This is a genomic window from Agrococcus sp. GCM10030265, from assembly GCF_042666675.1.
Lineage (GTDB): Bacteria > Actinomycetota > Actinomycetes > Actinomycetales > Microbacteriaceae > Agrococcus.
Genome location: NZ_JBHTCZ010000002.1, coordinates 796,147 through 817,034, shown reverse-complemented (window position 1 = coordinate 817,034; position 20,888 = coordinate 796,147). Strand labels below are relative to the sequence as shown.

General features: G+C 73.6%; 21 protein-coding genes and 1 tRNA gene. 16 read left to right on the top strand and 6 right to left on the bottom strand.

The window, feature by feature from the left end; genetic code table 11:
- Positions 1 to 301 precede the first annotated feature (301 nt).
- The 3 genes from ACFQPP_RS08180 to ACFQPP_RS08170 are packed head-to-tail and all read left to right on the top strand — an operon-like array spanning position 302 to position 3,562.
- Positions 302 to 1,870: an ATP-binding cassette domain-containing protein gene (locus ACFQPP_RS08180; RefSeq protein ID WP_376916072.1), complete on the top strand. Its 1,569-nt coding sequence runs from the start codon at positions 302 to 304 to the stop codon at positions 1,868 to 1,870.
- On the top strand, positions 1,846 to 3,288 hold the full coding sequence (locus tag ACFQPP_RS08175) for a hypothetical protein (RefSeq protein WP_376916071.1): 1,443 nt from the start codon (positions 1,846 to 1,848) through the stop codon (positions 3,286 to 3,288). The genes ACFQPP_RS08180 and ACFQPP_RS08175 overlap by 25 nt, the downstream gene beginning before the upstream one ends.
- Before the next feature lie 4 nt (positions 3,289 to 3,292).
- On the top strand, positions 3,293 to 3,562 hold the full coding sequence (locus ACFQPP_RS08170) for a DUF3039 domain-containing protein (protein WP_376916070.1): 270 nt from the start codon (positions 3,293 to 3,295) through the stop codon (positions 3,560 to 3,562).
- 33 nt (positions 3,563 to 3,595) lie between these two features.
- Here ACFQPP_RS08170 and ACFQPP_RS08165 read toward each other — a convergent pair whose 3' ends face one another.
- On the bottom strand, positions 3,596 to 4,885 hold the full coding sequence (locus ACFQPP_RS08165; protein ID WP_376916069.1) for a nicotinate phosphoribosyltransferase: 1,290 nt from the start codon (positions 4,883 to 4,885) through the stop codon (positions 3,596 to 3,598).
- A 35-nt stretch (positions 4,886 to 4,920) separates the two neighbouring features.
- Here ACFQPP_RS08165 and ACFQPP_RS08160 point away from each other — a divergent pair, with 35 nt between their 5' ends.
- From ACFQPP_RS08160 to ACFQPP_RS08140, 5 genes are read left to right on the top strand one after another with little or no spacing between them, the layout of a single operon-like run.
- Positions 4,921 to 5,463, top strand: a complete 543-nt coding sequence (locus ACFQPP_RS08160; RefSeq protein ID WP_376916778.1) for a GNAT family N-acetyltransferase — start codon at positions 4,921 to 4,923, stop codon at positions 5,461 to 5,463.
- A 10-nt stretch (positions 5,464 to 5,473) separates the two neighbouring features.
- Positions 5,474 to 6,310 (top strand): glutamate racemase, encoded by an 837-nt coding sequence (gene murI / locus ACFQPP_RS08155; RefSeq protein WP_376916068.1) that lies wholly within the window; start codon positions 5,474 to 5,476, stop codon positions 6,308 to 6,310.
- Position 6,311: 1 nt separating this feature from the next.
- Positions 6,312 to 7,034 (top strand): ribonuclease PH, encoded by a 723-nt coding sequence (rph, locus tag ACFQPP_RS08150; protein ID WP_376916067.1) that lies wholly within the window; start codon positions 6,312 to 6,314, stop codon positions 7,032 to 7,034.
- Complete coding sequence (rdgB, locus tag ACFQPP_RS08145; protein WP_376916066.1) at positions 7,031 to 7,615, top strand: RdgB/HAM1 family non-canonical purine NTP pyrophosphatase; 585 nt, start codon at positions 7,031 to 7,033, stop codon at positions 7,613 to 7,615. Before rph ends, rdgB begins: the two co-directional genes overlap by 4 nt.
- Positions 7,616 to 7,624: 9 nt before the next feature.
- A complete protein-coding gene (locus ACFQPP_RS08140; RefSeq protein ID WP_376916065.1) occupies positions 7,625 to 8,311 on the top strand; it encodes a metal-dependent transcriptional regulator in 687 nt (228 codons plus the stop codon).
- 316 nt (positions 8,312 to 8,627) lie between these two features.
- Here ACFQPP_RS08140 and ACFQPP_RS08135 read toward each other — a convergent pair whose 3' ends face one another.
- The 4 genes from ACFQPP_RS08135 to ACFQPP_RS08120 form a co-directional block, all read right to left on the bottom strand.
- A complete protein-coding gene (locus tag ACFQPP_RS08135; RefSeq protein ID WP_376916064.1) occupies positions 8,628 to 9,902 on the bottom strand; it encodes a glycosyltransferase in 1,275 nt (424 codons plus the stop codon).
- Positions 9,903 to 9,945: 43 nt separating this feature from the next.
- Complete coding sequence (locus ACFQPP_RS08130) at positions 9,946 to 12,153, bottom strand: glycoside hydrolase domain-containing protein (protein WP_376916063.1); 2,208 nt, start codon at positions 12,151 to 12,153, stop codon at positions 9,946 to 9,948.
- An 82-nt stretch (positions 12,154 to 12,235) separates the two neighbouring features.
- Entirely contained in the window at positions 12,236 to 12,994 is a 759-nt protein-coding gene (locus ACFQPP_RS08125) for a DedA family protein (RefSeq protein ID WP_376916062.1), read from the bottom strand.
- Between the two features lie 57 nt (positions 12,995 to 13,051).
- Positions 13,052 to 13,135 (bottom strand) — tRNA-Leu (locus ACFQPP_RS08120).
- A 79-nt stretch (positions 13,136 to 13,214) separates the two neighbouring features.
- Here ACFQPP_RS08120 and ACFQPP_RS08115 point away from each other — a divergent pair.
- From ACFQPP_RS08115 to ACFQPP_RS08095, 5 genes are all read left to right on the top strand, one after another.
- Positions 13,215 to 13,961 (top strand): SDR family NAD(P)-dependent oxidoreductase, encoded by a 747-nt coding sequence (locus tag ACFQPP_RS08115; protein WP_376916061.1) that lies wholly within the window; start codon positions 13,215 to 13,217, stop codon positions 13,959 to 13,961.
- Positions 13,962 to 14,016: 55 nt separating this feature from the next.
- Complete coding sequence (locus ACFQPP_RS08110) at positions 14,017 to 14,736, top strand: flavodoxin family protein (RefSeq protein WP_376916060.1); 720 nt, start codon at positions 14,017 to 14,019, stop codon at positions 14,734 to 14,736.
- A gap of 117 nt (positions 14,737 to 14,853) precedes the next feature.
- On the top strand, positions 14,854 to 15,681 hold the full coding sequence (locus tag ACFQPP_RS08105; RefSeq protein WP_376916058.1) for an alpha/beta fold hydrolase: 828 nt from the start codon (positions 14,854 to 14,856) through the stop codon (positions 15,679 to 15,681).
- An 83-nt stretch (positions 15,682 to 15,764) separates the two neighbouring features.
- Positions 15,765 to 16,607: a 3-hydroxyacyl-CoA dehydrogenase family protein gene (locus tag ACFQPP_RS08100; RefSeq protein WP_376916057.1), complete on the top strand. Its 843-nt coding sequence runs from the start codon at positions 15,765 to 15,767 to the stop codon at positions 16,605 to 16,607.
- Between the two features lie 48 nt (positions 16,608 to 16,655).
- Positions 16,656 to 17,480, top strand: a complete 825-nt coding sequence (locus tag ACFQPP_RS08095; RefSeq protein WP_376916056.1) for an SDR family oxidoreductase — start codon at positions 16,656 to 16,658, stop codon at positions 17,478 to 17,480.
- 18 nt (positions 17,481 to 17,498) lie between these two features.
- On the opposite strand, the gene ACFQPP_RS08090 is transcribed toward ACFQPP_RS08095, so the two are convergent.
- Positions 17,499 to 17,717, bottom strand: coding sequence for a hypothetical protein (locus tag ACFQPP_RS08090; protein ID WP_376916055.1), 219 nt, complete (start codon positions 17,715 to 17,717; stop codon positions 17,499 to 17,501).
- 143 nt (positions 17,718 to 17,860) lie between these two features.
- Between ACFQPP_RS08090 and ACFQPP_RS08085 the strand changes: the two genes are divergently transcribed.
- Genes ACFQPP_RS08085 through ACFQPP_RS08075 form a run of 3 tightly spaced genes read left to right on the top strand, consistent with a single transcriptional unit; the run spans position 17,861 to position 20,882 of the window.
- Positions 17,861 to 19,093: a CpaF family protein gene (locus tag ACFQPP_RS08085; protein ID WP_376916054.1), complete on the top strand. Its 1,233-nt coding sequence runs from the start codon at positions 17,861 to 17,863 to the stop codon at positions 19,091 to 19,093.
- Entirely contained in the window at positions 19,090 to 19,950 is an 861-nt protein-coding gene (locus ACFQPP_RS08080) for a type II secretion system F family protein (protein ID WP_376916053.1), read from the top strand. The genes ACFQPP_RS08085 and ACFQPP_RS08080 overlap by 4 nt, the downstream gene beginning before the upstream one ends.
- Entirely contained in the window at positions 19,938 to 20,882 is a 945-nt protein-coding gene (locus ACFQPP_RS08075) for a type II secretion system F family protein (RefSeq protein ID WP_376916052.1), read from the top strand. Before ACFQPP_RS08080 ends, ACFQPP_RS08075 begins: the two co-directional genes overlap by 13 nt.
- The last annotated feature ends 6 nt before the right edge of the window (positions 20,883 to 20,888 follow it).

Sequence of the window (20,888 nt, the reverse complement as noted above, 5' to 3'; positions counted from 1 at the left end):
GGACGGCTCGATGATGGCCTGTTCCCCTGACGTTCACCCAGGTCGCACCTGGGAGACACCTCACTGTGCCGTCCTCCAGGGTACCAAACCCGTCGCCGACCGGGCCAGAGCCCTTGACAGGCGTGCACGGGGGTGGATGCACGGCCCACGCTCGGGCAGGGGTGCGTACGCTCGATCCATGAGGGCGGACGACCGGCGCGAGCACGGCGTGTCGCCGCGCGGCGGATGGCGATCGCCGCCGAGCCGCCATCACGCCGCACGCTCGTCGGAGGCTCAGCCGACGTCCCATACGGTTGATGGCGTGGGTGCCGGAGATCAGAGACGACCGTTCGCGGAGCTGAGCCCGGCGGAGCAGACCGAACGTCGCCGGGAGGCGGCTCGCAAGGCGGCGGCGACGCGTGCGCGCAACAAGGCGCGCGAGGCGGCGAGCGCCAGGGCGACGACGCCGAGCGTCGTCGCGCAGGCGCCGCAGACGCCGACGCCGACGCCGGGGCCCGTGGCCGCCCCGGAGTCCACCGCGGAGCCGGAGCACGTCGTCGAGGCGCAGCCCGTCGAGCAGGAGCACGAGCACCCGGAGCCCCACGCGGTGGGGGCCGTCGCCGAGGTGCAGCCCGTCGAGCCCCAGCGGCCCGACGAGACGGAGGCCGACGAGGTGCAGTCGGCCGACGCAGGAGCGGTCGAGGAGCCCCTCGCTGTCGAGGCGAGCGAGGAGTCCCTCGAGTCCGAGCCCCTCGAGTCCGGGCCGCTCGAGTCGGAGCCCCTCGAGTCCGAGCCGCTCGAGGCCGGGTCCCTCGCGGCCGAGCCCGCCGTGGTCGAGCCTGCCGACGAGTCGAGGCTCGAGCCGCAGCGGCGCACCGACGGCGAGTCCGAGCATGCGGAGCCGGCCCTCGAGCCCGACGCCGACGCGTCCGCTGCCGACGCATCCACCCCCGACGCACCGGACGCCGACGCCGACGACGAGCCGTTCGAGGTCGTCGTCGTGCAGTCCGACCCGGAGGCGTCGACGACGCTCGCGCGGGCCGAGGCCACCGAGGCGGCCGAGACGGAGCACGCCGACGAGGAGCCGGCCGACGCCTCCGTCGACGCGGCGTCGGCAGCCGAGACGGACTCGGCGGCGCCGGCCGTCGTGCTCCAGCTGGAGGGCGTCTCGCGCCGCTTCGGTCGCACCGTCGCGGTCGAGGGCATCGACCTCGAGGTGCGCGCGGGGGAGTGCCACGGCATCGTGGGCCTGAACGGGGCGGGCAAGTCGACGACCGTCTCGATCGCGAGCGGCCTCATGCGCCCCACGTCCGGCACCGTGCGCATCGGCGGCAAGGACGTGCACGAGCGCGGCGTGCAGTCGCTGCTCGGCGTCGTGCCCGACCGCATGCGCCTCTTCGACCGCCTCACCGGCAGGCAGCTGCTCGTGCACGCGGCGCTGCTGCGCCGCGTGCCGCGCAAGGACGCCATCACCCGCGCGGCGACGCTGCTCGAGCGATTCGAGCTCACGCCGGACGCCGACCGCCTCGTCGCCGACTACTCGATCGGCATGCAGCAGCTCGTCGGCATCGCCGCCTCGCTCATCCACGCACCCCGGGTGGTCGTGCTCGACGAGCCGTTCGAGTCGATCGACCCGGTCGCGACCGACACGATCCTGTCGATCCTCGGCGACCTGCGCAGGCGCGGAGGCGCCGTCGTGCTCACGAGCCACGACATGGCGCTCGTCGAGCGTGCGTGCGACCACGTCGTCGTGCTGCACGACGGCGTCGTGCGCGCATCCGGCGCCACCGACGACGTGCGCGACGGGCTGAGCCTCGAGGATCGCTTCACGCGGCTCGTCGGCGCACCCGCATCCCAGGAGCTGCCGTGGCTCTCGCCGTCGCTCGGCTGAGGCTCGCGGCGCTCGCGGCGCTGCGCCACGACCCGCGCGGACCCGTGCGCGCCGCGCTGCCGTGGATCGTCGCGACCGCCATCGCCGTCGCCGCGATCGTGCTCGCGACGCGCGCCGCGTTCCCATCGGTGCTCGCCACGACCGGCGTCGTCCTCGCCGCCGCCGCGGTGGGGCTCGTGGGCCAGCGCGACGCCGCCCTCGATCCGCGCGCCTTCCGAGGCGTCGTACGGCCCCCTGCCGTCGCCCTCGGCACGGCCCTCGGCGCGCTCGTGTCGCCGCTCACCGTCGTGGCGCTCGGCGTCGGCGTCGCGTGCGGCATCGACGAGGGATCGGCGCTCGCGATCGTCGCGGCACCCCTCCTCGCCATCACCGCCGCGCTCGTGCGGCTCGTCGTCGACGTCGGCGCCGCCGGGCGCACGTGGCCGTGGATCGCCGGTGCGACGCTCGTCGCGCTCGCAGCGCTCGCGGTGCTGCCGCTCGTCGGCGGGCTCGAGGCGGGCATCGGCACGCTCGGCAGCACGCCCTTCGCCGCGTCGACGGCGTGGATGCTCGTGCCGACGCGCCTGCTCGTCGCGGTGGGCACGATCGCGCTGCTCGCCGCCGCCTGGCTCGCCATCGCGACGTGGCGCATGCACCGCGTCGACCGGCCGCGCCTGCGCGTGCACCTCGGCGCGCTGCGCACGGTGCCTGCGGTGCCCTGGGCCGTGGTCGTGGCGCGCACCGTCACCGGGTGGGGGCGAGACCGCCGCTACTGGGCCATCGCCGTCGCCGTCGTCGCCCTGCCGCTGCTGCTCGCCGTGCCGCTCTGGCTCGCGGGGCTGCCGCGCGAGACGTGGACGCTGCTGCCCGTCGGCGTGCTCGCCCTGTTCGTCGGCTGGTCGATCCACGACGACACCGCCTACGACGGCTCCGCGTGGTGGATGCACCTCGCAGCCCGCGTGCCCGGCTGGCAGGACCGCCTCGGGCGCGCCCTGCCGCTCGCGATCGTGGCCGCGGCGCTCGTGTCGCTCGCCGCCGTCGTCGGCGTGCGCATCCACGGCGACCTCGGGCTCCTCGCGCCCGTGCTCGGTGCGAGCCTCGCGCTGCTCGGGTCGGCGCTCGCCGTGTCGTCGGTCTGCAGCGCCGCATGGCCGTACCCGGTGTCCGGGCCGCAGGACAGCGTGTTCCAGGCACCCGCCGCGCAGTCGTGGACGGCTGCGCTCACGCAGGCGGGCGCGCTCGTGGCATCCGTCGCGGTCGCGGCGCCCGTCCTCGTGCCCGTCGTGCGCGAGGCGCTCGGGCTCTCGGCGCCCGAGGCGCCGTGGGGATGGCTCGGCGCAGGGTACGGCGTGGTCGTGCTGGCGCTCGGCGTCGCGATCGGCGGCTCGATCCTCGACCGTCGAGGCCCCGAGGTGCTCGCCGCCGCCATGCGAGACTGAGGGCATGAGCGATCCCTCGAACCCCGGCACGGCTGGCGGCACCGACGTGCTCGACCGCGAGCTCGAGGAGCTGCTGCGGCAGGAGCAGGTCGACGACGGCGACCACGACCGCTTCTCGCACTACGTGAAGAAGGAGAAGATCCTGCAGTCGGCGCTCACGGGCAAGGCCGTGCGTGCGCTGTGCGGCAAGAAGTGGACGCCGGGGCGCGACCCCGAGAAGTTCCCGATCTGCCCCACCTGCAAGGAGATCTACGAGGGCCTCAAGGGCGAGTGACCCCTCGGCGTCCGCGGAGGGTCGCCGGCCGCGTCAGCGGAAGACGGTCGGGATGACGGGCTCGCCACGGGCGAGGCGCGTCGCGTCGCCCGGCAGCTCGGCGATCGCGGCTGCGCACCGCTCGCGTGCGGTCGCGACGCCCTCGGGCCCCGTGTGCCCGGCGACCACCTCGCCGGCCACGACGAGCGGCACCTGCAGCGCACGCCCGACCGAGGTGTCGGGGGAGTCGCCCATGAGCACGGTCTCCTCGGTGGCGACGCCGCCGACGAGCGTGCGCACCGCGGTCTTCTCGCCGCCGTGCGACGCCTTGCCGTCCGAGCGCTTCGCGACGTCGATCCACGTGCCGTCGTCGTCCTGGTGCGCGACGAGCTTGTAGACCATGCCCGCCGCGGGCGAGCCCGAGCCGGTGACGACGCTCGTGCCGACGCCGTACGCATCCACGGGGCTCGCGGCGAGGCCGGCGATCGCGTACTCGTCGAGGTCGCTCGTCACGGTGATGCGGGTGTCCCTCGCCCCGAGCCCGTCGAGCTGGGTGCGCACCTGCTGCGCGACCTCGACGAGGTCGCCCGAGTCGATGCGCACGCCGCCGAGGCTCGTGCCCGCGACCTCGATGGCCGTCGCGACGCCCTGCTCGATGTCGTAGGTGTCGACGAGCAGCGTCGTGCCCGTGCCGAGGGCCTCGACCTGCGCGGCGAACGCCTCCGCCTCGGAGTCGTGCAGCAGCGTGAACGAGTGCGCCGCGGTGCCCATCGTCGGGATGCCCCATCGCTCGCCTGCGGCGAGGTTCGAGGTGGCGCGGAAGCCCGCGATGTACGCGGCGCGCGCGGCGGCGATCGCGGCATCCTCGTTGGCGCGGCGCGAGCCCATCTCGGAGAGCGGACGGCCCTTCGCGGCCTGCACCATGCGCGTCGCGGCGTTGGCGACCGCCGAGTCGTAGTTGAGCACCGACAGCGCGAGCGTCTCGAGCACGACGCACTCGGCGAACGTGCCCTCGACGACGAGCAGCGGGCTCGACGGGAAGTACGCCTCACCCTCGCCGTAGCCGCGGATGTCGCCCGAGAAGCGGTAGTCGGCGAGCCAGTCGAGCGTCGCATCCGACACGACGCGCTCGCGGCGCAGGAACGCGAGCTCGGCGTGGTCGAAGCGGAACGCCTCGATCGCGTCGAGGAGCCGGCCCGTGCCCGCGACGACGCCGTAGCGGCGCGCGCCGGGGAGGCGCCTGGCGAACACCTCGAAGACGCTCGGCCGCAGCCCGCGCCCCGTCGCGAGGGTCGCGTCGATCATCGTCAGCTCGTACCGGTCGGTCTGCAGTGCCGTGGTCACCGGGCAAGCCTATGCATGCCTAGGCTGGATCGGTGATGGACGCCGCACCCTCCGTCGAGCCGCTCGACCCCTCCGATGCCGCCGCCTGGGCCCGATTCGTCGCCATCGAACGCGCCAGGACGTACGAGGGCATCGTGCACGACGGCTTCCTCGACGGGCTGCTCGCCGGTCTCGACGCGGAGGCTGCCGAGATCCGCGACGAGCTGGCGACGGGCGTGGGGCGCTACGCCGTCGCCTGGCTCGACGGCGCCATCGTCGGCGGCGCCTCGACGACCGCGACCCCCATGGCCTGGGAGGAGGGGCTCGGCTTCGGCCCGGTGCCCGCGGAGCGCGCGCTCGACGCCCTCTACGTCGCGCCCTCGCAGCACGGCTCCGGCCTCGCCGACCGGCTGCTCGCGCTCGTGCTCGACGACGTCCCCACCATGCTGTGGCTCATCAGCGGCAACGAGCGCGCACGCCGCTTCTACGAGCGGCGCGGCTTCGCGCTGTGGGGCCGGGAGTTCCCGACGGGACCCACCTGGAACCACGTGCCGATGCGCCGGATGCTGCGGGCCGAGGCGCCCGCGGCCCGTGGCTAGGCTGGTCGACGTGCAGCAGCGCCCGATCGGAGTCTTCGACAGCGGGCTCGGCGGGCTCACCGTCGCCCGTGCGCTCATCGACCAGCTGCCGAACGAGTCGATCACGTACATCGGCGACACCGCGAACGGGCCCTACGGCCCGCGGTCGCAGGACGAGGTGCGTCGCCTCGCGCTCGCGGCGCTCGACACCCTCGTCGAGCGCGACGTGAAGATGCTCGTCATCGCCTGCAACACCGCATCCGCCGCCATGTACGACGTGGCCCACGAGCGGTACGAGCTCGGCATGGGCATCCCGGTGGTCGAGGTCATCCAGCCTGCGGTGCGCGCGGCGATCCGCGCGACGCGCGCCGGCTCGATCGGCGTGATCGGCACCGTCGGCACCATCGGCTCGCACGCGTACCAGCGCGCGTTCGCGCAGGCCGGCATCGCGCACGTCGACGCTGCGGCGTGCCCGCCGTTCGTCGACTTCGTCGAGGCCGGCGTCACGACCGGCGACGACGTGCTCGCCGCAGCCCGCGAGCACCTCGAGCCGCTGCGGGCGGCGGGCATCGACACGCTCGTGCTCGGCTGCACCCACTACCCGCTCCTGGCGGGCGCCATCGGCTACGTCATGGGCCCCGACGTGCGCCTGATCTCGAGCGCCGAGGAGACCGCATCCGACGTGTACCGCCAGCTGTCGGACGCGGGGCTGCTCGCCCCGCCGACGACGCAGGCGACCTACGCCTTCGAGGCGACGACGCAGGCGCAGGAGCCGTTCCTGCGACTCGCGCGCCGCTTCCTCGGGCCGGAGGTCACGCACGTCGAGTTCACGCAGACGGGGGTCATCGAGCTCCCGGGGAGGATCTGACATGGCACGCAAGGACGGCAGGGCGGCGGATGCGCTGCGCCCCGTGACGATCGAGCGCGGCTGGTCCGCGCAGGCGGAGGGCTCCGCGCTCATCTCCGTCGGCGGCACGAAGGTGCTGTGCACCGCCTCGGTGCAGCCGAGCGTGCCGCGCTGGATGGCGGGCAAGGGCAAGGGCTGGGTCACCGCCGAGTACTCGATGCTGCCGCGCTCCACCAACGAGCGCATGGACCGCGAGTCGGTCAAGGGCCGCATCGGCGGCCGCACCCATGAGATCTCCCGCCTCATCGGCCGCTCGCTGCGCGCCGTCGTCGACATGAAGGCGCTCGGCGAGCTGTCGATCGTCGTCGACTGCGACGTGCTGCAGGCCGACGGCGGCACGCGCTGCGCATCCATCACCGGCGCGTACGTCGCGCTCGCCGAGGCGATCGAGTGGGCGAAGGCGCAGAAGCGCATCCCCGCGTCCGCGACCCCGCTCGTCGACTCCGTGTCGGCGATCTCGGTCGGCATCGTCGGCGGCGAGCCCATGCTCGACCTGGCGTACGTCGAGGACTCGCGAGCCGAGACCGACATGAACGTCGTCGTGACGGGCCGCGGCCTGTTCGTGGAGGTGCAGGGCACCGCCGAGGGTGCGCCGTTCGACCGCACCGAGCTCGGTGCGCTGCTCGATCTCGGGGTGGCCGGATGCGCCGACCTCGCCGCGATGCAGCGGGAGGTGCTCGCATGAGGATCGTCGTCGCGACGCACAACGCCCACAAGGTCGCCGAGCTGCAGCGCATCCTCGCCGACGACCTCCCCGACGCCGTGCTCGAGGCGTACGAGGGGCCCGAGGCGGTCGAGGACGGCGTGACCTTCGCCGAGAACGCGCTCATCAAGGCGCGCGAGGCGTTCGAGGAGACGGGCATCGCCTCGATCGCCGACGACTCGGGCATCGCCGTCGACGCGCTCGACGGCGCACCTGGCATCTTCTCGGCGCGCTACGCGGGCACGCGCGACGACCGCGACAACCTCGAGCTGCTGCTGACCAACCTGCAGGGAGCGACCGACCGGGGTGCGGCGTTCGTGTGCGCCGCCGCCTACGTCGACGGCGAGCGCGAGCTCGTCGAGATGGGGGTGTGGCGGGGCAGCGTGCTCGAGGCTGCCGCGGGCGAGGGCGGCTTCGGCTACGACCCGATCTTCCAGCCCGACGACGCACCCGTGTCGGCCGCCCAGCTGTCGGCCGAGGAGAAGGATGCGCTGAGCCACCGCCGCCGCGCGTTCCGCGCGCTCGCGGCCGCCCTCGTCGCAGCACCCGCATCTCAGGCATAGCCTCTCGACATGCAGACGACCGCCGTCGAGGACTACGTGAAGGCGATCTACGCCTACACGGAGTGGCAGCCGGAGCCCGTGACGCCGTCGCGCCTCGCGACGAGCCTCGGCCTCGCGGCGTCGACCGTGACCGAGATGGTGAAGAAGCTCGCCGCACAGGGGCTCGTCGACCACCGGCCGTACGGCACGATCGCCCTGACCGACGAGGGCAGGGCGCTCGCGCTGCGGCAGGTGCGCAGGCACCGGCTCATCGAGACGTGGCTCGTGCAGCAGCACGGATACGCCTGGGACGAGGTGCACGACGAGGCGGAGGTGCTCGAGCACGGCATGAGCGATCGGCTCGTCGAGTCGATCGCGCACGCCCTCGGCGACCCCGAGCGCGACCCGCACGGCGACCCCATCCCCGCCGCCGACGGCACCACGCGACAGCCGCGAGCGACGCTGCTCGCCGAGGCCCACGACGGCTACGTCGGCACCGTCGTGCGCATCTCCGACGCGGACCCCGAGCTGCTGCGCTTCCTCGCCGACCAGGGCGTCGAGCTCGACGAGCGCATGCGCTACGTCGGCCGCGGGCGATTCACCGGCGGGCTGACGGTCGAGGTCGATGGCGCCGAGCACACCGTCGGCGACGAGGTCGCCGCGTCGATCTGGCTGTCGGCGCCGTGCCAGGAGCCGGCGCACGACCACGAGGGCTGACGGCGACGGCGTCGGAGCTCGTGCACGGCCGCGGGCGTCGGGTGCCGCGGTGGCGGCGACGGATGCGAGGGCTCCGTCGCTCGGCGGATGCACCGGCCACCGGTGATCCGTAGCGTCGAGGCCCATGGACCCCGTCTCGATGATCATGGGTGGCGCGATCGCGTCGATCCTCTGGATCGCGATCTCGGCGAACCGGGAGAGGCCCGAGCCGGAGCCGTGCGCGCGGCCGCACGTCGACGACTGAGCCTCGTCCGCGTCGGACGGGCCGGCTGGCGTCGGGTGGGTCGACGCGAGCCTCGCGGCGGCGACGGCAGCCCTACGCCGGCTGCAGCACCCGCTCGAAGAGGTGGTCGAACACCGCGAGGCGGTCGAACCGCATGGCGTACGCGCGCGCCCGCACGGTGTGCGCCGCGAGCTCCGCATCCGTCATCGACAGCGCCGCGTCGAGCGCGGTCGCGATCGCTGCCGACGAGCCGGCCTCGACGATGATCGCCGTGTCGCCCACGGCCTCGAGCGTGCCGCCGCAGTCGGTCGTGATCACCGGGCCGCCGCCCGCGAGCATCGACTCGACGAGCGTGATGCCGAACGTCTCGACGAACTGCGTCGTGGGCTTCGTCGCGAGCACGTACGCCGCCGAGGCCGACATGATGTGCGGCTTCTCGGCATCCGACACGTCGGTGAGGAAGCGGATGCGCTCGGCGGCGGGCGAGGCGGCCGCGGCCGCGCGCAGGTCGGCCTCCGACGGCCCGCGCCCCACGATCGCGAGGTCGAGCTCGCGGGTCGAGGCGGCCGACGAGAACCCGGCGATGAGATCGTCGATGCCCTTCGCGGGCATGAGGCGCGAGAGCGAGAGCACGTAGCGCCCTGCGGTGAGGCCGTGGCGGGCGAGCACGCGTGCGGTCTCGGCCGGGTCGAGCGCGAGCCAGGATGCGGTGTCGATCGCGGGGTAGGAGATCGACACACGGCGTCGGCACCGGTCGGCGAAGTCCGTGCCGTGCCTGGCGTCGACGGCGGCGGCCTCCTCGACGATGACGTCGCGCGTGTACTCGGAGACCGCGACGGGCACGTCCTGCGACAGGTACGACGCGAGCACCTGCGCGGCGGCGCCGAACCGGTCGTCGGCGACGGCGGCCCGCACGACGTTCGTCACGTCGCTGCCGACCGCCTCCGCGATGGTCGCGAGCCGCACGGGCAGGCCCGTCGCCTCGGCGATGCGCACGGCCTCCGCGACCGCGAGCGTGTGGGGCGAGAGGTAGAGCGACATGCACACCGTCGGCACGCCGTCGGTGAAGAGCTCGACGAGCCTGCCGACCATGCCGGACGTGTGGCGACCGTCGACGATCTTGGAGTCGCCGATCGGTGCGGGCCGCTCGACGACGATGCCCGGCGAGTACGGCGAGATGGTGTCGAGCGGCTTGAGCGGCAGCCCTGCCGCCTCCAGCAGGTCGATGGGCCACGTGACGATGCGCACGTCGTCGAAGCCGCGCTGCAGCGCCGCCTCGGCGAGGTTGCGGGCCTCGACGGAGTGGCCGCAGATCACGGGATCGGCGCGCACGACGATGACGAGACGGCGGTGGGTCTGGTGCGACATGGATCCTCCTGCGGGTCGGACGGCCAGGGATGCGGGACGGGGGTCAGGCGGTGTCGGATCGCGACGGTGGGCGATGCGCGGTGCCCCAGCCGCTCGGCTCGGGGCCGAGCACGAGGCGCAGGGTGCCGCCGCGGTGCGCGGATCGGGTCGAGAGCCACGCGCCCGGCAGCTCGACGCCGTTCAGATGCGCGGACTGCACGTGCTGCACGGGGGAGTCGCGCGTGGGCTCGACGAAGCCGGCGGTCTCGATGCGCAGAGGGCCGCCCGGCATGGCGACGACCGCCTCGCGCACCGACGGCGTCGACAGCAGCGTGACGTCCTGGCCTGCGACGGGCAGCAGCCCGAGCGTCGCCCACACGTACCAGCTCGAGATCCCGCCGGAGTCGTCGTTGCCAGGCAGCCCGCCCGGGCCCGTCCCGAACTGGTGCTCGAGCGCCGCGTGCACGACCTCGGCCGTGCGATCGGGGCGGCCCGCGTAGTGGTACGCCCACGGCGCATCCATGTCCGGCTCGTTGTTGAGGCCCTCGAAGCGGCCGAGCGCGTAGCCGGCGAGCAGCTCGTCGGCGCTGGGTGCGACGCCCGGCTGGCGCACGGCATCCGCCCCGAAGCCGAAGAAGCGGTCGAGCAGGGCGACGAACGCATCGTCGCCGCCAGCGATGGCGATGCGGCCCGCCATGTCGTGCATGAGGCGGAACGAGTAGTTCCATCTGCCGCCCTCGTAGTACGTGGAGTCGCGCACGAGCCCCGTCTCGCCGTCGTAGGCGTCGACCCAGCGGGCCGCGACCTCGTCGAGCTCGCTCGCGAGCCTGCGATCGCCGTGGAGGCGGGCGACGCGTGCCGTGCAGTGGTAGCCGAAGGCGAGGTCGAGGTGGTGCGTGATCGGATGCGCGACCGCGCCCCGCAGCAGATCCTCGCCGAAGCCGCGGCGCAGGTCGGCGAGCATGTGCACGATCGCGAGCTCCCAGTCGATGCCGTCGACGCCGAGCTGCGCGAGGTCGGCGAGGAAGGTGTGCGCCAACGCCGAGCCCTGCCTGGCGAAGCGGTCGGCGCCGCGCGCCATGCGGTAGCCGATGGGGAAGTTGCCCTCCTCCTCGGCGGTGACGATGAGCGAGTTCGCGAGGGCGACGGCGCGATCGGGCGCGAGGGCCGTGAGCAGCGGCAGCTGCGTGCGATAGACGTCCCACATCGTGCACAGGTCGAACGCGAAGTCGCCGTCGCGCGGCCAGAACGGCGACTCGTCCTCGGCGAACGCGGGCTTCACGAGCGAGTGGTAGAGCGCGGTGCCGAACGCCTGCCTGCGCTGCGGCGAGGGTGCGTCGATCTCGATGCGCCCCAGCGCGTCGGCCCAGAGCGCCTCGGTCGCCGCGAGCCGCCCGTCGAAGCGCCCCTCCGGATCGGCCCCGCAGTCGGCATGGAGGTTGGCGCGCGCCTGCTCGGGTCCGCGCAGCGAGAAGCCGATGGCGACCTCCACCTGGTCGCCCTGCTCGGTGGGCCCGGCCCACATCACGCCGAACGGTCGCAGCGTCGTGGGGCGGATGGAGTCGAAGTCGAGCCGAGAGCCGCCGTGCATGAGCCGCCGGTCGTACCAGAGCAGCTGCCGCCAGCGCGGGCTGCGCACCTCGACGTGCACCGCGAGCGGTGCGCCCTCGACGACGATCTCGCCCTGTGCGACGCCCGGCGCCACGAGCTCGAGCCTCGCCCGCAGCGGCACGGTCTCGCCGAACGGGATCTCGAGGCCGCCGACGGAGCAGTCGATCACGACTCGCGCATCCCTGTGCTGCGGGAACGTGTAGCGGTGCACGACCGACTTCGGCCCCGCGGTGAGCTCGGCGAGCACCCCGTTGTCGAGGCGGGCCGCGTAGCGCCCGGGGGAGGCCTGCTCGTCGACGAGGCCGAAGCGCCTGCCGAGCCCGTCGAGCGGCTCGGTGAGCGGCGTGACGCGGAAGTAGTTGTAGTACTTGCGGATCGCGCCCGTGCCCGACTGCTGGAAGTGCGTGAAGCCGCTCGCGACCTGGTCGTCGCGGATCGCGCGCGGGATGCCCTCGGTCGCGAGATCCCAGCGGCCGTAGCCCGTCGGGTAGGCGCCGGAGTACGCGCACGCCGACACCATGCCGAGCGGGGCGGTGGCGCCGGGGTGGGTGTTGCCGATCTGCGGCTTCGGCCACCACCAGGTGGCGGCGATGCCGGAGGGCGCGGGGAGGCTCGTCGGGGCCGTCCCGAGGAACGGGTCGACGTCGGCGATGCGCACCATGCAGTCACTGTGGCCGCAGGCTGTGTCGCCCGTGTTACGCGTGCATGACCATCTGGTGCGGGGCCTCCGGGCCGCTCGCGGCTCAGGCCCGGTCGGTGCGCTCGTCGCGCCGAGGCCGGCGCACGACGGGGTCGACGTCGACGTGGTCCGAGAGGTCGAGGGTCTGCACGTGGCCCGAGTCGGTGCCCGCGCGCCGCTCGCGCTGCACCTCCCGGCGCGACTGGATCGCGTGGTACACGATGAAGCACAGGGCGATGGCGACGACGCCGAGCAGCACGAGGTCGATGTACTGCGTGACGAGGTCGGCGACGCCGGGGATGTGCGCGACGGCCCAGCCGAGGAACGTGAGGCCGGCTCCCCACAGGAGGCCGCCCACGATGTCGTAGCGCAGGAAGCGGCGGTACGGCATGCGCCCCACGCCGGCGGCGACGGGCATGAACGTGCGCACGATGCCGATGAAGCGCGCGACGATGACGGCCCACGGGCCGTACTTCACGAAGAAGCCGTTCGTGCGCTGGATGGTCTTGTGCGAGAACAGGCCAGACGACCTGCGTTGGAAGAGCGGCGGCCCAGCCTTGTAGCCGATGAGGTAGCCGAGCTGGTCGCCTGCGACGGCGCAGAGCCAGATCGCGAGCATGCACACCCACACGGGCTGGTGGATGACGCCCGAGTACGACAGCACGCCCGTGATGATGAGCAGGGTGTCGCCGGGCAGCAGGAAGCCCACGAGCAGGCCGGTCTCGACGAGCACGATCGCGCACACGAGCACGAGCGCCCATGCACCGGCTCCGGTGATGAGCCCCTCGACGTCGAAGAGCGCGTTGGCTGGCAGGTGATGCACACCGACTCCTTCGGCGATGGCCGGCGCGGATGCGTCGGCGAAGCGATCGGCAGACCGTGCGGGAGAGGGGACTCGAACCCCCACGCCCGTCAGGGCACAGGAACCTAAATCCTGCGTGTCTGCCAGTTTCACCACTCCCGCGGTGACGGCTCATCGTATCGACGCATCCCATGGCTCGCCTGTGTCGGCGCCGACGGGCGGGGCCTGGTTCGATGGTGGGATGCGCCACACCGCCTTGGTCACGGGAGCGTCGTCGGGCATCGGCCTCGCGATCGCTCGAGAGCTCGCCCGCGTGGGCGTCGACGTCGTGCTCGTCGCGCGCGACGAGGCGAGGCTGCGCGACATCGCGGCGACCCTCGACACAGGCACGGAGGTGCTTGCGGCGGACCTGCTCACGCACGAGGGGCTCGAGGCCGTCGCCGACCGCGTGGCGTCGCACGAGCGACCGATCGACATCCTCGTGTCGAACGCGGGGTTCGGGCTCGCCGCACCCTTCCACGCCTCGTCGATCGAGGACGAGCGGCGGCTGCACGAGCTGCTGTCGTTCGTGCCGCTGCGGCTCGCGCACGCCGCGCTGCCCGGCATGCGCGAGCGGGGTCGGGGCTGGATCCTCACGGTCGCGAGCTTCGCGGCGTTCATCCCGTACGGCTCGTACTCGGCGTCGAAGGCGCACGCCGTGAACCTGTCGCGCTCGATCCGATCGCGCTACGCGGGCGACGGCATCCGCGCGACGGCGCTGTGCCCCGGATTCGTGCACACCGAGTTCCACGAGCGCATGGGCATCGAGGAGGAGGGCCCTGCGTGGATGTGGACGAGCGCGGAGGCGGTCGCGCGCAGGGGCGTGCGCGGCCTGCGACGCAACCAGCCGGTCGTGCACTCCGACTGGCGCTACGCGAGCATCGCGAAGGCGCTGCAGCTCGTCCCCGACACGTGGCAGGGCGCCGTGATCGGCGCGCATCGCGACTGACGGCGCGGCTCGTCAAGGCCGCGCGAGCATCCGGCGTCCACGGCAGCGTGGAGGCATGGCATCTCGATTCGCTGGCCTGAAGGCCCTGTACGTCAACGGCACCCTCACCCCCTCGCCGGGCGCGAGCCACACCGACACGCTCATCGAGGCGAGCGCGGGCATCCTGCGCCAGCAGGGCGTGCAGGTGGAGGTCGTGCGCCTCGTCGACCATCACGTCGCGCCGGGCGTGCAGCCCGACATGACCGAGCACGGCGCAGACCGCGACGACTGGCCGCAGATCTGGGCGAAGGTGCAGGAGGCCGACATCCTCGTCATCGCATCGCCGATCTGGCTCGGCGACATGTCGAGCCAGACGCGCCTCGCCGTCGAGCGGCTGTACGCGCACTCGGGCGAGACGAACGAGCGCGGCCAGGCCGTGTTCTACGGCAAGGTCGGCGGCGCCCTCGTCGGCGGCAACGAGGACGGCCAGAAGCTCGTGTCGAGCAAGCTCGTCTACGCGATGCAGCACCTGGGCGTCGCCATCCCGCCGAACGCCGAGGCCGGCTGGGTCGGCGAGGCGGGCCCCGGCCCGTCGTACGGCGACGAGCTCGACGACGGCACGCGCGCGGGCTTCGACAACGACTTCACGAAGAAGAACATCACGTTCATGGCGTGGAACCTCATGCACCTCGCGGCGATGCTGCGGGATGCGGGCGGCTTCCCCGCCGAGGGCAACCTCCCCGAGGAGTGGGAGCAGGGGAGCCGCTGGGGCTTCCAGAACCCCGAGTACCGCTGAGGCGAGCCCGGTAGCGGGGCGCTCCGCGCCGCGTCAAGCCCCCGGGTGCTCGCCAACCTCGCGAGCGCCCGCTCCGAACCGCTCATCCGACCGTTCCCCGACCAGAGGAGCATCACCATGACCGACGTCCGTCTCCACATCACCGACTCCGGCGGCGAGGGCCGCCCGATCGTGCTCATCCACGGCTGGCCGCTCTCCGGCGAGTCCTGGAAGCCGCAGCGCCGCGCGCTCACCGCTGCCGGCTACCGCGTCGTCGACTACGACCGCCGCGGCTTCGGCGAGAGCGACAAGCCGGAGGACGGCTACGACTACGACACGTTCGCCGACGACCTCCAGTCGGTGCTCACGAGCCTCGACCTCGTCGACGTCACGCTCGTCGGCTTCTCGATGGGCGGTGGCGAGGTCGCTCGCTACGTCTCCCGCCACGGCGAGGCGCGCATCCGCTCGGTCGTCTTCGCCGCTGCGGTGACGCCGTACATGCACAAGACGGACGACAATCCCGACGGACCGCTCGACGACGAGCTCTACGGGCAGCTGCGCGGCGGGCTCGTGGAGGACCGGGATGCGTTCTTCGACGACTTCACCACCGGCTTCTTCTCGGTCGGCGACGACCTGAAGGTGTCGGAGGAGGAGCGGCAGGCCGCCATCGCCATGTGCCAGCAGTCGTCGCAGACGGCCGCCGTCGCCGCGATGGACGCATGGGCCACGACCGACTTCCGCGCCGACCTCGCCGCCGTCACGGTGCCGACGCTCGTGATCCACGGCGACGGCGACGGCACCGTGCCGTTCGAGGGCTCGGGCAAGCGCACGCACGAGGCGATCGCGCACTCGCAGCTCGTCGTCATCGAGGACGCGCCGCACGGCTTCAACGCGAGCCACGCGGACGAGTTCGACGCGGCGCTGCTGCAGTTCGTGCAGGACGAGGCGCCCGGCGTCGACATCTGACGACGCCGCGCACGGGCGCGGGGAGGGCGGTGGCCGATGTGCCGCCGCCCTTCGTCGTGCAGGCGGGTGGGTAGCGTCGCAGCATGACGACGACGTGGCGGATCGCGGTGCTGGGTGCGGGGCTCATGGGTGGCGCGATCGCGAGGACGCTCGCCGCGGCCGGCCACGAGGTGCGCGCCTACGACCCCGAGCCGGGGCGTGCCGCCGCGGCCGTCGAACGCACGCCGGCGCTCGCGGTCGATGCGCTCACCGACGCCGTGCGCGATGCGGACCTCGTCCTCGAGGCCGCGCCCGAGCGCCTCGACGTCAAGCACGCGCTCCTCGCGGAGGTCGAGCCGCTCACGACCGGCATCCTCGCGTCGAACTCGTCCACGTTCACGCCCTCCCGGCTCGCGCAGCCCCTCGCCGAGCCCGGTCGCCTGCTCGTGACGCACTGGTTCAATCCCGCCGACGTCGTGCCCCTCGTGGAGGTCGTGCCGCACCCCGAGACGCCAGCCGCATCCGTCGACGCCGTCGTCGCGATGCTCGCCGCCGCCGGGAGACATCCCGTCGCGCTCGCGCACGAGGTCGACGGATTCGTCGGCAATCGACTGCAGGCGGCGCTCGTGCGCGAGGCGATGCACCTCGTCGAGTCGGGCGTCGCGACGCGGCAGCAGGTCGACGACGTCGTGCGCCACGGCCTCGGCCCGCGCTGGGCGGCCGTCGGCCCCATCCGCGTCATGGAGCTCGGTGGCCTCGACGTGTGGGAGGCCGTGACCGACCGGCTGTTCCCAGCGCTCGGCGATGCGACGGAGGCGCCGCGGATGCTGCGCGCCGCGGCCGCCGCCCGCCGCGCAGGGCACGTGGCCGAGGGCTTCGGCGCCGTGCCGCCCGCGGAGGCCGAGGACGACCGCGCGCGGATCGCGCGTCGCTTCCTCGCGGACTGAGGCGCAACCCCCTGGGGTGCTCGGCGCGCGCCTCGTAGCGTCGCCGACATGAGCGAGACGACCCACGACCCGATCGCGCAGGCAGCGAGCCGCCGCGCCATCGTGACCGCCTCCGACTCCGGCATCGGCCGTGCGACGGCCGTCGCGCTCGCCGAGGCGGGCATGGACGTCGGCATCACGTGGCACAGCGACGAGGAGGGCGCCGAGGCCACGGCCGAGGAGGTGCGCGGGCACGGCGTGCGCGCCGTCGTCGCGCGGCTCGACGCCTCGGACGCCGCGGCGGCCGCCGACGTCGTCGACCGGCTCGTCGACGAGCTCGGTGGCATCGACGTCTTCGTGAACAACGCGGGCACGGGCCTGCAGACGCCGTTCCTCGAGGTCGGCCTCGACGAGTGGCGGCAGGTGGTCGAGGTCGACCTCACGGGCGCCTTCGCGTGCATCCAGCGCGCCGCGCGTCACATGGTCGACGCCGGTCGTGGCGGCCGCATCGTCGCGGTGACGAGCGTGCACGAGCACCAGCCGATGGTGGGCGCGAGCGCCTACGACGCCGCGAAGCACGGGCTCGGCGGACTCGTGAAGAACGTCGCGCTCGAGCTCGGCCACCACGGCATCACCGCCGTGAGCGTCGCGCCCGGCGAGATCGCGACGGCCATGACGGGCAACGAGGACGTCGATCCCGACACGGTCGACCGCCCCGGCATCCCGCTCGGGCGGCCCGGCGACGCGCGCGAGGTCGCCGCGGTCATCGCGTTCCTCGCGTCGCCGCTCGGCGGCTACGTCACGGGCACGTCGGTCGTCGTCGACGGCGGGATGCTGCAGATGGGGCCGCAGGCGGGTGCCGCCATCGACTCGCACGGGTGGCGCACGACCTAGCCGGTCGCGCGCTCGGCGTCAGACGGCGGCGGGCGCGCTCGGCACGGGCTCGACCTCGACGTCGTCGTCGACGTCGACCGGTCCCACGCCCTCGAACTGCACGACGTGCGTCGACTCCGACGACGCCGCCTCGACGACGCCGGGCGTCCCGCGCGGCACGAACGGGCGGTCGAGGCCGCCGATGTCGAGGATCGCGATGACGCGCGTCCCCGCGTCGAGGTCGTGCTCGGTGCTCATGGAGATGACGCTAGCCGCCCCCGCATGTCGCCCATGCCCCCGTGCGGGGCACACGGCCTCCGTGCTATGCGAGCGCCGCTCACTTCCGCGCCCTGTGGACAACGCGCGTCGGCAGCGGATGCCGTGTGCTGTGCTTCCGTCCCATGAGCCGAGCCGTCGTCGCGATCACCGAGCTCGTCCGCGAGCGCGTGCGACGCGACGGCATCGACCTCCGCGCGGCGGGCGACCTCGCCGAGCGGTACGTGCGCGACGCGGTCCGGCAGTACGCCGAGCGTGCGCTCGGCGGCGCGCATCCGCTGCTCGACGACGAGCAGTCGGCGACGCGATCGGTGCTCGCCGCCATCACGGGCTACGGCGTGCTGCAGCCCTACCTCGACGACCCGGCGATCGAGGAGCTCTGGGTCAATCAGGGCAGCCGCGTCTTCGTCGCGCGCGGGGGAGCGAGCGAGGAGCTCGACGTGCGCCTCACGCCGCAGGAGACCCGTGACCTCGTGGAGCGGATGCTCTCGACGACCGGGCGACGCGTCGACCTGTCGATGCCCTTCGTCGATGCGTCGCTGCCCGACGGCTCGCGCCTGCACGTCGCATCCGGCGACGTCGCGCGCGGCGCGATGAGCATCAACATCCGCAAGTTCTCCCGCGGGCTCGCGTCGCTCGAGGCGCTCGTCGAGCTCGGCACCCTCAGCCACCAGGCCGCCACCTTCCTGCAGCGCTCCGTCGTGGCGGGGCTCAACATCCTCGTGTCGGGCGCGACGCACGCGGGCAAGACGACGATGCTCGGAGCGCTCATCGGCGCAGGGCGGCCGCGCGATCGCGTCGTGACGGTCGAGGAGACCTTCGAGCTCGACCCGCAGGTCGCCGACGTCGTCGCGCTGCAGTGCAGGCAGCCGTCGCTCGAGGGCACGGGCGAGGTCACCCTGCGGCAGCTCGTGAAGGAGTCGCTGCGCATGCGACCCGATCGCCTCGTCATGGGCGAGGTGCGCGGGCCCGAGGCGCTCGACCTGCTCATCGCGCTCAACTCGGGGGTGGCGGGCGCCGGCACCATCCACGCGAACACGGCGAGGGATGCGCTGCAGAAGCTCACCACGTTGCCGCTGCTCGCAGGGCGCAACATCGACGCCGGCTTCGTCGTGCCGACGGTCGCGGCGTGCGTCGACCTCGTCGTCCACTGCGCGATGGACGCGCGCGGCAACCGTCGCGTCACCGAGATCCTCGCGCCGACCGGCACGACGCACGGCCACGTCATCGAGGCGTCGCAGCTGTTCCACACCGTCGACGGGCTCCTGCGCTCCACCGGCAGCCAGCCGTCTCGCACGGCGAAGCTCGCAGCGGCCGGCGTCGACGTCGCCGCACTGCTCGCGCGGGACGACGCGTGACCTGGCTGCTCGGCGTGCTCCTCGGGCTCGGGCTCGTGCTGTGCGCCTCGCCGTGGCTCTGGCCCCGCGTCGCCGCCGACCCCGACGCCGCGCCCCGCGCGTCGCGCATCCGCGACCGCCTCACGCAGGCCGGGCTGCACGAGATCCCGCTCGCCGCCCTCGTCGTCACCGGCGTGCTCACGGCCGTCGTCGCCGCTGGCGTCGCGCTCGCGATGAGCCCGGTGGTCCTGGTGGCGGCGTCCTGCGGCCTCGCGGGGCTGGCGGCGCCATTCCTCGCGGTCGCGTGGCGAGCGAGGCGACGACGCCGCGCACGCTCGCTCGTGTGGCCCGACGTCGTCGACCATCTCGTGTCGGGCGTGCGCAGCGGGCTCGCGCTGCCCGATGCGGTCGCCGCGCTCGCGGCGTCGGGTCCGGCGCAGACGCGCGAGCACTTCGGTGCCTTCGAGGCCGACCACCGCGCCACGGGCTCCTTCGCCTACGCACTCGACCGGCTGAAGGACCGCCTGGCCGATCCCGTCGCCGACCGCATCCTCGAGACGCTGCGCATGGCGCGCGACGTCGGCGGCTCGGAGGTCGGCCACGTCCTGCGCGACCTCGCGGCGTACCTCCGCAGCGACGTCGCGATGCGCAGCGAGCTCGAGGCGAGGCAGTCGTGGGTCGTGAGCGCAGCGCGCCTCGGCGTCGTCGCGCCGTGGCTCGTGCTGCTGCTCCTCTCCTCGCGGCCCGAGGCCGCCGCGGCGTACAACACCCCGGGCGGCATGCTCGTCATCGGGGGCGGTCTCGTGATCTCGATCGTCGCCTACCGCGTCATGGTGAGCCTCGGCCGGCTGCCGGAGGACGGGCGGTGGTTCGCGTGACCGGCGAGGTCGGGCTCTCGCTCGTGCTCGGTGCCACGCTCGGGCTCGGCGCATGGATGCTCGTGAGCCTCGTCCCCATCTTCCGGCGCCCGCGCCTGCTCCATCGCGTCGCGCCGTACGTGCTCGACGTGTCGCCCGGCGCGCGCGACATGGTCGCACGACGTCGCGTGGATCCCACACGCGTCATGGGCGTGGTCGCCGCGCCGGTGGGCGACCGGCTCGTGCCGCTCGTGCACGCGCTGCTCGGCTCGCCCACGTCGGTCGCTCGCCGTCTGCGCCGTGCGCGCAGTCCGCTGTCGATCGAGCGCTTCCGCGCGCGGCAGCTCGTGTGGGGCGTCGCCGGTGCCGTGCTCGGCGCGCTCGTGGGCGCCGTGGCCCTCGTGCGCGGCGCCGCGCCCGTCGTGCCCATCGCCCTCGTCGTCGTGTCGGGAGCGAGCGCAGCGCTCGCCGCGGACTGGCTGGTGCAGCGCGCGGTGCGGCGGCGCATGGCCCGCATCTCGAGCGAGCTGCCGACGGTGCTCGAGTTCCTCGCGCTCAGCCTCTCGGCGGGCGAGGGGCTCGCGGATGCACTCCGCCGCGTCGCGAGGATCGGCACAGGAGAGCTCGCGGTCGAGCTCGCCGCCGTCGTCGCTGACGCGGCATCCGGCGCCCCGCTCGCCGAGGCGCTCGAGCGGCTCGGCACCGAGCTCGAGCATCCGGGCGTGGCCCGCTGCGTCGATCAGATGCGCGGCGCGCTCGAGCGCGGCACGCCGCTGGCGCAGACGCTGCAGGCGCAGGCGCAGGATGCGCGCGACGGTGCTCGGCGCGACCTGCTCGAGGCGGCGGGCAAGAAGGAGATCGCGATGCTCGTGCCGCTCGTCTTCGGCCTGCTGCCGACGACGGTCGCGTTCGCGCTGTGGCCAGGCGTGCACGTGCTGCAGCTGGGGTTCTGATGGTTC

Excerpts from the sequence above, each read along its gene's own strand:
- ACFQPP_RS08160 (WP_376916778.1), top strand. The coding sequence starts at position 4,921 with ATGGACGCCGCACCCTCCGTCGAGCCGCTCGACCCCTCCGATGCCGCC.
- ACFQPP_RS08140 (WP_376916065.1), top strand. The coding sequence starts at position 7,625 with ATGCAGACGACCGCCGTCGAGGACTACGTGAAGGCGATCTACGCCTAC.
- ACFQPP_RS08105 (WP_376916058.1), top strand. The coding sequence starts at position 14,854 with ATGACCGACGTCCGTCTCCACATCACCGACTCCGGCGGCGAGGGCCGC.
- ACFQPP_RS08115 (WP_376916061.1), top strand. The coding sequence starts at position 13,215 with ATGCGCCACACCGCCTTGGTCACGGGAGCGTCGTCGGGCATCGGCCTC.
- ACFQPP_RS08130 (WP_376916063.1), bottom strand. The coding sequence starts at position 12,153 with ATGGTGCGCATCGCCGACGTCGACCCGTTCCTCGGGACGGCCCCGACG.
- ACFQPP_RS08135 (WP_376916064.1), bottom strand. The coding sequence starts at position 9,902 with ATGTCGCACCAGACCCACCGCCGTCTCGTCATCGTCGTGCGCGCCGAT.
- ACFQPP_RS08100 (WP_376916057.1), top strand. The coding sequence starts at position 15,765 with ATGACGACGACGTGGCGGATCGCGGTGCTGGGTGCGGGGCTCATGGGT.
- rph (WP_376916067.1), top strand. The coding sequence starts at position 6,312 with ATGGCACGCAAGGACGGCAGGGCGGCGGATGCGCTGCGCCCCGTGACG.
- ACFQPP_RS08110 (WP_376916060.1), top strand. The coding sequence starts at position 14,017 with ATGGCATCTCGATTCGCTGGCCTGAAGGCCCTGTACGTCAACGGCACC.
- rdgB (WP_376916066.1), top strand. The coding sequence starts at position 7,031 with ATGAGGATCGTCGTCGCGACGCACAACGCCCACAAGGTCGCCGAGCTG.
- ACFQPP_RS08085 (WP_376916054.1), top strand. The coding sequence starts at position 17,861 with ATGAGCCGAGCCGTCGTCGCGATCACCGAGCTCGTCCGCGAGCGCGTG.
- ACFQPP_RS08170 (WP_376916070.1), top strand. The coding sequence starts at position 3,293 with ATGAGCGATCCCTCGAACCCCGGCACGGCTGGCGGCACCGACGTGCTC.
- ACFQPP_RS08095 (WP_376916056.1), top strand. The coding sequence starts at position 16,656 with ATGAGCGAGACGACCCACGACCCGATCGCGCAGGCAGCGAGCCGCCGC.
- ACFQPP_RS08090 (WP_376916055.1), bottom strand. The coding sequence starts at position 17,717 with ATGAGCACCGAGCACGACCTCGACGCGGGGACGCGCGTCATCGCGATC.